Here is an 11579-nt window from a genome sequence, read left to right as displayed (position 1 = left end):
CGGATGCCGCTAGCAAATGGAGAGGTCACCATGAACAACGACATCATCGCTGGCAAATGGAAGCAACTGACGGGCAAGGCCAAGGCCGCCTGGGGTGAGCTCACCGATGACGAGCTGACCCGCACCGAAGGCAACGCCGAACGTCTGGCGGGCCTGATTCAGGAGCGTTACGGCAAGACCAAGGAGCAGGCCGAAAAAGAAGTCCGTGACTTCTTCGACCGCAATCCTTGATCCGATAAACCACCAGGAGAAGCTGACATGTTGCATTACGCCGTAGTTTTCTTCGTCATCGCCATCATCGCGGCTGTCCTGGGCTTCGGCGGCATCGCCGCCGGCGCTGCCGGTATCGCCAAGATCCTGTTCTTCGTCTTTCTGGTACTGGCGCTGCTGTCCATCCTCGGCGGCGCATTCCGCAAGAAATAGAACTCGCACCCAAGACACTACCCAATCCTCGCGTCCTGACGCGCTGAACCACTAACAAGGAGCATGACTATGGAATTCCGCAAGCTGATCGCCGCCGCTGCACTGGGCACGGGCGCCGTCTTCACTTCCATGGCTTTTGCCGCCGACGACGGCAAGCCGAAACAGTCCGTGGGTGAGTACGCGTCCGACGCCACCGTGACCACCAAGGTCAAGGCCGCCATCGTGGCCGACAAGCAGCTGAGCGCGCTGGACATCGCCGTGGAGACCAATGCGGGCGTCACCAAGCTGACGGGTACCGTCGGCACCGCAGCCGAAGCCGATCATGCCGCCACCGTGGCGCGCGGCGTCGAAGGCGTCAAGCAGGTCATGAACAACATCAAGGTCGACCCGGCCAAGAACAAGAAGTAACCCCAACCGGGCTGTTGCGGCCCGTTCTTGAAATACAAGGCGGCGCCTGTGTCCGACACAGGCGCCGCCTTGTTTTGCGCCGCTACCCGCGGCGCTCCGGATCAGATGTTCACCACGCCCCGGCCTATCTCCAGCGCCCGTCCGCCCACCTGGATCCGGCCGTCGGCCTGGACGTCCAGCAACAGCCGGCAGGGCCTGCCCATCTGGTCGCCCTGCTCCACCAGGATGCTGGCGGGCAAGGGACGCTTTTGATGCAGCAGCCAGCCTCCCAGATTGGCGCAGGCGGAACCCGTGCCGGCGTCTTCGTTCACGCCGCCGCCCGCCTTGGCGTAGAAATAGCGCGCCACCACCACCTGGCGGCCATCCTGCTGGCGATCGTCGTCGAAAGCGTAGGCATACATGACCCTGCGGCCCAGGCTGTTGGCCTGCCAGCGGTCCAGCCGCGAGGCATCGGGCGCAACACGGCGCACCGCGTCGACGCTGGCCAGCGGCACCAGCAGCTGATCGGCGCCGGTGTCCAGCCAGATCGGATCGTCCATCAGCTCGCTTGCATCCAGGCCCAGCAGACTGGCGATTTCGCCTCGTTCCAGCGCGGGCGCGGCGGTGCGCACGCCATCCGGGCACGGCGCGGTAAAGGTCCAGGCATCGCCGCGCGCCGTCACCGGCACCACGCCGGCAGCGAACTCCAGCGTCAACGCATCGCCCGTCTGCCGCAAGTCACGCACGACCTGCGAGGTGCCTATGGTGGGGTGGCCCGCGAACTTCATCTCGAAGCCCGGCGTAAAGATGCGCACGCGCGCTGCCGCCTTGTCGGACGGCAGGATGAAAGTCGTTTCGGACAGATTGAATTGCGCCGCCAGATTCAGCATGGTGGCGTCGTCCATGCCGCGCGCGTCTTCGAACACGCAGAGCTGGTTGCCGCTGAAGGTGGAGGAAGCGAAAACGTTGAGCAGGCGGAAAGCGTAGGAGGCCATGGTGGTAGCGATAGTTGAAAACGTATGCGCCGGCTCAGGCCGGCGCGTTTCCCACTTTATCGCAAGCCTCGGACCCGGGCTACCAGACCGCGAAGAACAATACCCAGGCCAGGCAGAACGGCGCCAGGCCGGCCGCCAGCACCAGCCAGGCCAGCCCCTTGCGCCAGCCGCTGGCTTGGCGCGGCTTGAGCAGGCGCGCAAACAGGCGCAGCGTCCACAGCACCGCCAGGCTCAGCAGCGTGAAGCGCACGGGCGCGGCCCAGGCGGCCTGCATCCCTTCGTGCTTGAGCAGGTTGACGGTAGTGGCCGACAGGCCCAGGAACACGCCAATGCCGGCGGAAGGAATCAAGGCCTGCGCCAGCTTATGCAGGCCAGGACGACCCCAGCGCGTCGCGGGTTCGCCTTCCACCGGCGCGGCGGGCGCCAGGCGGTCGGCGATCCACAACGACAGGAAGGAAGCGCCGCCGACACAGATCGTGGCGCCGACGACGAACATCAGGATGCCGGCGCCATCCAGCCATGAGAAGCTGTCGTTCACTTCCGGGTAATGCGTCAGGATGAACCAGGGCGCGTTGTCCAGCAGCGGCCACATGATGTCGTGTTCGACCAGCCAGGTCGCGGCCCACTGCTTGGCGGTCACGTACCAGGGGCTGGCGCTCCAGAGGAAGGCGCCGATCGCGATGCCCATCAGGCCGAAGCACAGCAGCGCGGTCTGCCACGGATCGCCATGGGTGACATGCACGATTTCTTCTTCAGGCGAACGCGGCGTCAACTCGATCGCGCCGCGATAGCCGCTGCAGCGTCCGCAGACATGGCAGTCGCCCGCGCCCTTCATGTGGCGCAGCGGTACCAGCGGCGCACAGTTGATGGGCTCGATGCGGATGACCGGATGGCGCCACTTCTCTTCGTCGACCTTGAAGTGCCAGGGAGCCAGCTTGGCCAGCAGGTTGAAGACGCCGTTGACCGGGCACAGATACTTGCACCACACGCGCTTGCTGCGGCCATAGCGCCAGCCGACGATCATGGCCGCGACCGTGGACCCGCCCAGCACCGCCAGTACCGCGAGCGGATACTGATAGACGCTGACCAGCTGGCCGTAAACGGTGGTCAGCGCGAACGCGACGAAAGGCCAGCCGCCCCAGCGCATCCATTTCGGGATGGCGTGGCCCTGGCCGCGTTCGCTGGCCCATTCGGTCAGCATGCCCTCGGGGCATAGCCAGCCGCACCAGGCCCGGCCCAGAATGGGCATGGAGATGAGCACGAACGGCCACCACACGCCCCAGAACGCGAACTGCGCGACGATGGTCAGATTGTTGAACACCGAGGCCGCATTGTCCGGCAAAGGCAGGATCGCGGGCACGATCAAAAGGAACGCGTATATCGCAACAATGCCCCACTGCAGCTTGCGCAACAGCGGGGCATGGTCACGGAGGAAGTCGGCGATACGGGAGGTCGCCCTCCCGAGTGCAGCTGCCATGGTCAAACCTTCAAATATTCAGTCCGGCAACAGTCGGGTTCAGGAAGCGCTGCGGGCGGCGGCGGCAGCGCCTGCCGGCTTGCCCCCCACCCAGCGCAGCAGCGCCCACACAATGATCCAGTAGGCCGCCCACAACAGCACCGAGCTCAGCGCAGGCAGCGCGCGGTAGCCGGCAAAGTCGGCCAGGATCTTGCCCACGCCGGTGCTGTCGCTCAGGAGCCAGGAGCTGTCCCAGACCGGATCCACGATGGTCGGGAGGACGTCCAGCGAAATCAGGTGATCCAGGCCGCCCACCAGCAGCGAACCGGCCAGCAGCAGCAACAGGATTTCGGTCACGCGGAAGAAGCGGCGCCAGGTGATGAGCTTGCCGCCCAGCTGCAGCAGCCAGAACGTCAGCAGCGCCACCGCGAAACCAGCCACGCCGGCCAGCGCCAGCATCAGCATGTCGCTGCCGCCCTCGCCCGCCGACACGGTGCCGTACAGGAACACCACGGTTTCGCTGCCTTCGCGCGCCACGGCAATGGCCACCAGCACGAACAGGCCCCACCAGTTGTCGCTGGCAACGGAAGCGCGCGCCCCGCCTTCGAGTTCGCCCTTTAGCGTGCGGCCGTGCTTCTTCATCCACACGACCATCTGCACCACCAGTGCGCATGCGGCCAGCGACATGATGGCCTGGAACCATTCCTGGCCTTCGTCGCTGAGCCAGGTGGACACGCCCAGCAGCACCAGCGCCAGGGCCACGGCCAGCGCCAAGCCTGCCGCGACGCCACCCCACAGGTAGTTCAGGCCGCGCTTGCCCTCGGGCGTGGAGCGCAGCCAGGTGTAGAGAATGCCCACCACCAGCATGGCTTCGACGCTTTCACGCCAGACGATAAAGAGGACCTGTTCCATATATTGCTACCGCTTATTCCTTGGGCTTGACGACCAAGGTGCCTTTCACGCTCTGGTGAAAATCGTCGAAAAAGGGATATTCGCCGGGGCGGGAAATAGTGATCACCACGAAAGACTTCACGCCCGGCCCCAGGACTTTTTCCTTGCGCAGCGGAATGCTTTCGAATTCCACCGGCTCGTTGCTCTCGTTGATGAGCTCGATCTTGAACCGGCCCGCCGGCACTTCCAGCGTGGCCGGTTCGAACGTCCCGTTCGGCTTGAAGGTCAGCGTGAACGTGGGCAGTTCGTCAGCCTGCGCGGATGCCGCCCCGGCCAGGCCCGCCAGGCCGATCAGCAATGCGGCGGCAACGCGTAGCAGGCTGCGCACGATCAGTAGCCGCCCTTCTTGCCGGTACCGGCGTAGACGAATTCATATTCCAGGTCGAAGGGCTCGAACCACGGGCCCACGCCGGTTTCCTTGTCGATGTGGCGGCCGAAGTGGCTCATCTTGTCCTCGGTCGGCGGCAGGATGGTGTACTTCAGCTTGTACTTGCCCGGTCCTTCCAGCTTGATGTTCTCGCCGTAGTGCGGACCGTCGTTGGCGACCATGGGCATGAAGGTGCCCTTCTGCACGTTCTGGCTGCCGACCTTCTGGATTTCGTACTTCACGACCAGGTAGGGCACCCACTCGCCTTCAGGGAAGCCCGTCTTGTTGCCGGCGGTGGCGTGAATGTCGGCCTCAAGGTGCACATCCGAATCCTTGGCCGGGCGCATCATCCCGGGGGGGTCCATTTCGATCGGCTGCAGGTATACCGCGCCGATTTCCATGCCGCCCTTTTCCACCGGCTTGCCGATGGGGTATTCGGCCGCGTTCGCGGCGGAAACGCTCAGGGCGACGATGGCCAGGGCCAAGGCTTTCTTGATCATGTGCATAATCCTTGAGTCACGAATGAGACGACGGCTCTTAAAATACAAACAAGAACCGTTTTCATTAATGTAACCAAATCAACTGACAGAACCCTGAACCTCAGGCCAGGGAAATCTGCGGATCATTGCGTTTGATCAAGCGGTGAAAGAGGTGCGGCCCCGGATGACTCAGAGCCCGAGAAACTTGAACGGCGCCGAGGGCTGGAAGTCGCGTGTGGCGTCGCCCGCAAACGTGTGGCGCTGATCCGGCCCCAGGTCGAGCTTCAGCACCTTGCCGCTTTCCCGGCTGAAATCCAGGGCCTTCAGATCCACCCAGAACGTGTTGGGCGTCAGGGCCGACTCAAAAAAATACAGTTTGCGCTGGTGGTCAAAGACCGTGCGCCAGCGGGTGGACGAGATATTGGGCTGTCCGGGCGTGCTGATGCCGTAGGGTACGGAGACGTTGCGTATCACGCTGAAGACGCTGGCCAGCGCCTTGTTGGGATCGGGATCCTTGGGGATGGCGTTGATGTAGAACGATGCCCGCACGAAACGATCGGCCGCGCGGTTGGTGCCCGGCAACATGGTAGTGCCGCCGATCTGCTGCCAATAGGCATCGAGCGCGAGCTGCTGTTCGAACTGAGGCGAGTTGGTCATCACCTGGTAATCGCGGCTGTGGTGAATCACCTGGCGTCCGCCGATGTATTCGATGATGGCGCTGTCGCCGCTGGCGTCCGAGATCGACAGGTGCAGCGTCGTCAGGCGGTCCTCGCCGGGCACGTTGTCCGAGACGATGGTGTAGGGTTCCTGCTCCAGCGCGGCCACGGCTTCCTTGACGGTGGCGTAGTTGTCCAGCACGTACTGCGCCCACGCCGCGATGGTCAGGCCGGGCTTGCCCTTCGCATCGAATTGCGGGTACTGCGATTCGGCCAGCCACAGCAGATTGGCGCTCAGGCCCGCTTCGTTCACGCCATCGGTGGTGGAGACGTCATACCCGGACGTGACCACGCTGCCGTAGCGCGAAGTCCAGCGCAGGGAGTTCGGGCCGGCCTCGCCGCTGCGCGCCATGCCGCGCGGCAATACCCACAGATTGCTGGTGATGTCGTTCTTCCAGTCCATGGAGCGCGCGGTAACGACCTGCTGATTGGCGCCATGGAAGACCACGCGCGTGCAAGCCCAAGCGGCGGACGACGCGGACACGGCCGTCAAGCCGGCCAATGCCGCGCAGGCCAAGCGGGAAAACGCCTTGTTCAGTCTCATGCTTGCACTCCTGGGGTCGGTTCTTTTGCATGCCGCGCGAGCAAAAGGCCGCGCGCGATGATGAAAAAACACCCCAAGAACCGGATCTCCGTCCGGCTTTTGGGGTGTTGATCGATGAGGCGCGCGCCTGGCGCGGCCCCGCCGTTACTTGCGTCCGGGACCTTGCGTGCCGCCGGGCGTGAACGGGAAGGTCGAGAACATGGCGCGGGTCTGATCCTGCATCTGGTCCTGCATCTGCACGAACAGATTCTTGCTCTGGTCGATGTAGTTGTTCATCATGTTCTGCAGCATGGGCGTCTGCACGTTCATGAACTGGGTCCAGGCCTCGGGGCCGAACTGGCTGCCGTATAGGCCCTTGGACTGTTCCGCCATGCGTTGCTGGATTTCCATGAAGGCCTGGATGTTCTTTTCCAGGTAGGAACCCATGATGCCCTGCATGGCATGGCCGTAGAAACGGATGATCTGCGACAGCATGTTCGACGAGAACATGGGCATGCCGCCGCTTTCCTCTTCAAGGATGATCTGCAGCAGGATGCTGCGCGTCAGGTCTTCGCTGCTCTTGGCATCGACCACCTGGAATTCTTCGTTTGCCAGGACCAGTTGCTTGACATCTGCCAGGGTGATGTAGGTGCTGGTCCGGGTGTCGTACAGGCGACGGTTGGGGTACTTTTTAATCAGGCGCAGGCTGGCGCCGGTTTGTGCTTGCGTCATGGTTGTCCCCGGATCGGGCGATCTCTAAGGCTTCGGATAGGGTTAGTGTAATCCGGAGGGCCCTCTCCCCGAGGCCCTCCGGCGCCGACGGGCCGCCCGCTGGCGGTCCGCGATGGGTCAGCCCATGTGCAGGCCGCCATTGAGCGAGAAGTCCGCGCCCGTCGAAAAACCGGACTCGTCCGAGGCCAGCCACGACGTCATGGACGCGATTTCTTCCGGCGTGCCAAGGCGGCGCACCGGAATGGTGGCGACGATCTTTTCCAGCACGTCGGGGCGGATGGCGCGAACCATGTCGGTGCCGATGTAGCCGGGCGAGATCGTGTTGACGGTGACGCCCTTGCTGGCGACTTCCTGGGCCAGCGCCATGGTGAAGCCATGGATGCCGGCCTTGGCGGTCGAATAGTTCGTCTGGCCGAACTGGCCTTTCTGCCCGTTCACCGAGCTGATGTTGATGATGCGCCCCCACTGGCGTTCGACCATGCCGTCGATCACCTGTTTGGTCACATTGAACAAGCTGTTCAGGTTGGTGTCGATGACCGCGCGCCAATCGTCCGCGCTCATCTTGCGGAACAGGCCATCGCGGGTAATGCCCGCATTGTTGACCAGCACGTCGACCGGGCCCAGCTCCTTCGTGACCCGTTCGAAGGCTTCCACCGTGGAGTCCCAATCGGACACGTTGCCCACGGATGCGTAGAACGTGTAGCCCTGCGCTGCCTGCTCATCCAGCCATTGCTGGTAGTTGCGGCTGGGGCCGCAACCTGCCACCACGCGAAAGCCATCCTTGGCCAAGCGCTGGCAAATAGAGGTGCCGATACCGCCCATCCCGCCTGTTACGTAAGCCAGTTTTCCGCTCATTGGACTTCCTCCTGTGTGCGACGGACGCCTCGTTAATTAACCTTCTTCTCGTCTGGGCCTAACCGCTGGTCGCGGTTTCAGGCTGCCCGGACTTTCACATACCTGCCAGGCGCCGGCTCTATCGGCCGGTACTTGGCATTGCCCAATTTTTCGCGCGCCTTGACCTGCTTGCCCGAGTGGCCCGACAACCAGCCGGCCCAATCGGGCCACCAGCTGCCCGGCGTCTCGACGGCCTGCGCGAACCATGTGTTCGGATCGCCAGGCAGATGATGGCCTGACTGTTCAAGCTTGTCAGCCGCCCAATAGCTGCGGCGCTTCTTCGCCGGAGGGTTGACCACGCCAGCGATGTGGCCGGACGCCCCCAGCACGAAGCGCTGCGGTCCGCGCAGCACCTGGGTCGACGCATACGCCGAGACCCAGGGCACGATATGGTCCTCGCGTGACCCGAAGATGTACGCCGGCATTTCCAGGCGCGTCAGGTCCAGCGGCAGGCCCGCGGCATGCGCGCGGCCCGGCACCTTGAGGTTGTTCTCCAGGTAGGTATTGCGGAAGTACCAGGAGAAGAACGGGCCAGGCAGATTGGTGCTGTCGCCATTCCAGAACAACAGGTCGAACGCGGGCGGCTTCTGGCCTTTCAGATAGTTGCCGACCACGTAATTCCAGACCAGCTCGTTGGGCCGCAGGAACGAGAACGTGGTGGCGAGATCGCGCCCGGGCATCAGCCCGCCCTGCCCCAATTGGTGGTCGCGCAGCAGCGCGTGGGCCTCGTCGACGAAGACGTTCAGGATGCCGGTATCGTGGAAATCCAGCAGCGAGGTCAGCAGCGTCAGCGATGCGACCGGATGCTCGCCGCGCGCCTCGGCCAGGGCCAGCGCGGAAGCCAGCATCGTGCCGCCCACGCAAAAGCCTAGCGCATTGACCTGCGGCTGTTTGGTGATGTCGCTGGCAACCCGCAGCGCCTGCAACACCGCGTCGTCCAGATAATCGGACCAAGTCGCGCGGTCCACGCCATCGGTGTCGCTGGATACCGGATTGCGCCAGGAAATCAGGAACACCGTAAAGCCCTGGTCCACCGCGTACCGCACGAAGGAATTTTCGGGCTGCAGGTCCAGGATGTAGAACTTGTTGATGTTCGGCGGCACGATGACCAGCGGCCGTTCGTGCACGGTGGCGGTCGACGGCGCGTACTGGATGAGCTGGAACAACCGGTTTTCGAACACCACTTCGCCCGGCGTCACGGCGACGTTGCGGCCGATCTCGAACTGCGATTCGTCGGTCTGCGTGATGCGGCCTTTCTTGACGTCGCCCAGCAGATTGGCCAGCCCTTCGTTGAGCGCGCGGCCGGCGCTTTCGACGATGGATTGCTGGGCATCCGGGTTCAGCGCCAGGAAGTTCGACGGCGACAGCGCGTCGACCCATTGCATGATCGAAAAACGCAGGCGGTCGCGCATGGGCTCGCTGACTTGGGCCGCGTCGACCATGCGCGACATGGCGCGGGCCGACAGCAGATAGGTATGCGCCAGCAACAGATGCGAATGATTGGAGGCCCAGGCATCGCCCGAAAAACGGCGGTCTGGCGGCGGCGCAAGCGCGCCGCGGCGGGCGTCATCGCAAAGGCGCTGCCACTCGCGGGAGAATTCGGCCTGAATGTCGGCCAGGACTTCCGGTGCCACGCTCACCGGAATGGGCCCTGCGGAGAGATTGGCATTCACTTCGACACCTTGTTATCGAAACTACGCGATTGATGTTGCATTCCGGGTCCGGGACTGTCAATGCGGGTATACAAGGAGGCCTGACAGGGTATGACGCAAGGCCGGCTGCGGGCCTTGCGCCAGATCAAACCGGGCCTAGCCAGGCCAGCAAAGCCATGCGTCCGGTTTCGCCGTCGCGGCGGTACGAGAAGAACCGGTCCGCCCCGGCCACCGTGCACATCCCGCTCAAGGACACTTCTTGTACCCCGGCGCGGCGCAGGCGGAAATCAGCCAATCCGGCGAGGTCGGCCAGCCATTTTCCGGAAATGCCCGGCCGCGGCGTGAAGTACCGCAGGGTAGCGGGATCGTCCTTGGAGAAGGCGTCCAGCACGTCCTGGCCGACTTCGAACGCCTGCGGGCCGATGCCTGGCCCGACCCAGGCACGCCAGCCCGAGGCCTGCGGCGCCTTGGCGCGCATGGCCGCCAGCGTGTTCTCCAGCACGCCGCCCGACAGGCCGCGCCAGCCGGCATGCGCCGCGCCCAGCACCGTGCCTTGCGCATCGGCCATGACCACGGGCAGGCAATCGGCGACCATCACCGCCAGCACGCGGCCGGGCTGCGCGGTGACGCTGGCGTCGACCGCAGGCTCGTCCGGCAGGTCGGCCTGATCGGCATCCACCACTTCGCTGCCATGGACCTGGCGCAGCCACAAGGGTTCGGCCGGCAATGCGGCGCGCACGCGGCGACGGTTCTCGGTGACCGTGTCCGGGTCATCCCCGGCGCGGCGCCCCAGATTCAAGGTGTCGTGCGGCGCGACGCCGACGCCCCCTGCCCGGGTCGTGCAGAAGTAGTTCACGCCCGGCCATTGCGGGCCAGTCACCACCGGCAGGCCTGCCACTACGCGTTCCATGCAATCTCTTCCTGGACCAAGCTCATGTCGGGTGGCACGGCCGCGGTGAAGTCGACTTCGCCGCGGCCGCCCGGATCTTCGAAGTGCAGCGCGCGCGCATGCAGCATCTGCCGCTGCGCGCCCGCAATGTTCTTGCCGCCGTATAGCGTGTCGGCCAGCAGCGGGTGCCCCAGGCTGGCCATGTGCACGCGAATCTGATGGGTACGGCCGGTTTCCAGGCGGCACACCACTTCGGTGACGCGGCCGCCGGGATCCGCCTCGCCGCGGCGGGCGGGCATGTAATGGGTGATGGCGGGCTTGGGCGCCACCGGGCGCTCCACGCTCATGCGCACCGGGACGCGCGAATCGCGGCCGATGGGACGGTCGACCTTGCCGGCTCCGGCCAGCCAGCCGTGGGCCAGCGCCACGTACTCGCGGCCCATGCTGCGCGCCTGCAATTGACGCACCAGATGGGTCTGCGCGGTTTCGTTGCGCGCCACGACCATCAGGCCGGAAGTGTCCTTGTCCAGGCGGTGCACGATGCCGGCGCGCGCCACCTGCGCCAGTTCGGGATAGCGGTACAGCAGGCCGTTGAGCAGCGTGCCGCTCCAGTTGCCGGCGCCGGGATGCGTCACCAGGCCGGCGGGCTTGTTCACCACGATCCAGTCGGGGCTATCGGCCACGACCGCGAAATCCACGGGTTCGGGCGCGAAGGCCAGGGTTTCGGGCGCGGGCTGGGGCCAGACGGTGAGTTCATCGTCGGGGCCGACCGTCTGCCGGATCTTGCCCGGCTTGCCGTTCACGTGGACGTTGCCGGCCTCGATCCAGCCCTGCAGCCGGCTGCGGGAATGCTCGGGCATCAGCCCTGCCAGCACCTTGTCCAGCCGGTCGGCGCGCGTGCCGGAAGGCACTGTTACAAATTGCGGTTCCCCCCGCGGGTTTTCTTCGGAAATACCCAGGAGTTCGTCGTCGGAAACGAGATCCGCGCCGGAGGCTGTATCAGACATGGAGACAAATCATATAATCAGCCTTGCATGCTAACACCAAGGATACGATTCTCGTGATTCACCACTCCGCAGCTCCCTCGAATCCCGCCTCCCGAAGCGGGCCGGTCT

General features: G+C 64.6%; 14 protein-coding genes. 3 read left to right on the top strand and 11 right to left on the bottom strand.

The annotated features are described in order from the left end of the window. The first annotated feature begins 30 nt into the window (after positions 1-30). From ACM1PE_RS04160 to ACM1PE_RS04150, 3 genes are all read left to right on the top strand, one after another. A complete protein-coding gene (locus tag ACM1PE_RS04160) occupies positions 31-231 on the top strand; it encodes a CsbD family protein (RefSeq protein ID WP_006389412.1) in 201 nt (66 codons plus the stop codon). Positions 232-258: 27 nt separating this feature from the next. Beyond that, positions 259-423 (top strand): DUF1328 domain-containing protein, encoded by a 165-nt coding sequence (locus ACM1PE_RS04155; RefSeq protein ID WP_006389411.1) that lies wholly within the window; start codon positions 259-261, stop codon positions 421-423. A 69-nt stretch (positions 424-492) separates the two neighbouring features. After that, on the top strand, positions 493-831 hold the full coding sequence (locus ACM1PE_RS04150; RefSeq protein WP_013392352.1) for a BON domain-containing protein: 339 nt from the start codon (positions 493-495) through the stop codon (positions 829-831). A 101-nt stretch (positions 832-932) separates the two neighbouring features. Here ACM1PE_RS04150 and ACM1PE_RS04145 read toward each other — a convergent pair whose 3' ends face one another. The 11 genes from ACM1PE_RS04145 to ACM1PE_RS04095 form a co-directional block, all read right to left on the bottom strand. Then, the gene (locus ACM1PE_RS04145; RefSeq protein WP_419342582.1) at positions 933-1805 is read right to left on the bottom strand and encodes a PhzF family phenazine biosynthesis protein; all 873 of its coding nucleotides are present in this window, start codon (positions 1803-1805) and stop codon (positions 933-935) included. 79 nt (positions 1806-1884) lie between these two features. Then, positions 1885-3282, bottom strand: a complete 1398-nt coding sequence (locus tag ACM1PE_RS04140) for a 4Fe-4S binding protein (RefSeq protein ID WP_118934237.1) — start codon at positions 3280-3282, stop codon at positions 1885-1887. Positions 3283-3321: 39 nt separating this feature from the next. After that, entirely contained in the window at positions 3322-4173 is an 852-nt protein-coding gene (locus ACM1PE_RS04135) for an FTR1 family iron permease (protein WP_059374599.1), read from the bottom strand. Positions 4174-4186: 13 nt separating this feature from the next. Continuing rightward, a complete protein-coding gene (locus ACM1PE_RS04130) occupies positions 4187-4540 on the bottom strand; it encodes a cupredoxin domain-containing protein (protein ID WP_059374601.1) in 354 nt (117 codons plus the stop codon). Positions 4541-4542: 2 nt separating this feature from the next. After that, positions 4543-5079: an iron transporter gene (locus tag ACM1PE_RS04125; protein ID WP_059374603.1), complete on the bottom strand. Its 537-nt coding sequence runs from the start codon at positions 5077-5079 to the stop codon at positions 4543-4545. A gap of 168 nt (positions 5080-5247) precedes the next feature. Then, positions 5248-6318: a linear amide C-N hydrolase gene (locus ACM1PE_RS04120; protein WP_419342581.1), complete on the bottom strand. Its 1071-nt coding sequence runs from the start codon at positions 6316-6318 to the stop codon at positions 5248-5250. Between the two features lie 144 nt (positions 6319-6462). Beyond that, entirely contained in the window at positions 6463-7029 is a 567-nt protein-coding gene (gene phaR / locus ACM1PE_RS04115; protein ID WP_059374607.1) for a polyhydroxyalkanoate synthesis repressor PhaR, read from the bottom strand. A 117-nt stretch (positions 7030-7146) separates the two neighbouring features. Beyond that, positions 7147-7884, bottom strand: coding sequence for an acetoacetyl-CoA reductase (gene phbB, locus ACM1PE_RS04110; RefSeq protein WP_054450805.1), 738 nt, complete (start codon positions 7882-7884; stop codon positions 7147-7149). A gap of 77 nt (positions 7885-7961) precedes the next feature. Next, positions 7962-9596: a class I poly(R)-hydroxyalkanoic acid synthase gene (phaC, locus tag ACM1PE_RS04105; RefSeq protein WP_419342580.1), complete on the bottom strand. Its 1635-nt coding sequence runs from the start codon at positions 9594-9596 to the stop codon at positions 7962-7964. Between the two features lie 124 nt (positions 9597-9720). After that, entirely contained in the window at positions 9721-10485 is a 765-nt protein-coding gene (gene pgeF / locus ACM1PE_RS04100) for a peptidoglycan editing factor PgeF (protein WP_419342579.1), read from the bottom strand. Then, on the bottom strand, positions 10473-11471 hold the full coding sequence (locus ACM1PE_RS04095; protein ID WP_118934240.1) for an RluA family pseudouridine synthase: 999 nt from the start codon (positions 11469-11471) through the stop codon (positions 10473-10475). Before ACM1PE_RS04095 ends, pgeF begins: the two co-directional genes overlap by 13 nt. Positions 11472-11579 lie beyond the last annotated feature (108 nt).

This window comes from Achromobacter sp. PD1, from assembly GCF_048541815.1.
GTDB lineage: Bacteria > Pseudomonadota > Gammaproteobacteria > Burkholderiales > Burkholderiaceae_B > Achromobacter > Achromobacter bronchisepticus_A.
The sequence above is the reverse complement of the archived record's forward strand: the minus strand, read 5'-3'. Positions and strand labels throughout refer to the sequence as shown.

Bases quoted from the DNA above. Each gene is read 5' to 3' on its own strand.
- ACM1PE_RS04160 (WP_006389412.1), top strand. From the start codon at position 31: ATGAACAACGACATCATCGCTGGCAAATGGAAGCAACTGACGGGCAAG.
- ACM1PE_RS04155 (WP_006389411.1), top strand. From the start codon at position 259: ATGTTGCATTACGCCGTAGTTTTCTTCGTCATCGCCATCATCGCGGCT.
- ACM1PE_RS04150 (WP_013392352.1), top strand. From the start codon at position 493: ATGGAATTCCGCAAGCTGATCGCCGCCGCTGCACTGGGCACGGGCGCC.
- ACM1PE_RS04145 (WP_419342582.1), bottom strand. From the start codon at position 1,805: ATGGCCTCCTACGCTTTCCGCCTGCTCAACGTTTTCGCTTCCTCCACC.
- ACM1PE_RS04140 (WP_118934237.1), bottom strand. From the start codon at position 3,282: ATGGCAGCTGCACTCGGGAGGGCGACCTCCCGTATCGCCGACTTCCTC.
- ACM1PE_RS04135 (WP_059374599.1), bottom strand. From the start codon at position 4,173: ATGGAACAGGTCCTCTTTATCGTCTGGCGTGAAAGCGTCGAAGCCATG.
- ACM1PE_RS04125 (WP_059374603.1), bottom strand. From the start codon at position 5,079: ATGATCAAGAAAGCCTTGGCCCTGGCCATCGTCGCCCTGAGCGTTTCC.
- ACM1PE_RS04120 (WP_419342581.1), bottom strand. From the start codon at position 6,318: ATGAGACTGAACAAGGCGTTTTCCCGCTTGGCCTGCGCGGCATTGGCC.
- phaR (WP_059374607.1), bottom strand. From the start codon at position 7,029: ATGACGCAAGCACAAACCGGCGCCAGCCTGCGCCTGATTAAAAAGTAC.
- phbB (WP_054450805.1), bottom strand. From the start codon at position 7,884: ATGAGCGGAAAACTGGCTTACGTAACAGGCGGGATGGGCGGTATCGGC.
- pgeF (WP_419342579.1), bottom strand. From the start codon at position 10,485: ATGGAACGCGTAGTGGCAGGCCTGCCGGTGGTGACTGGCCCGCAATGG.
- ACM1PE_RS04095 (WP_118934240.1), bottom strand. From the start codon at position 11,471: ATGTCTGATACAGCCTCCGGCGCGGATCTCGTTTCCGACGACGAACTC.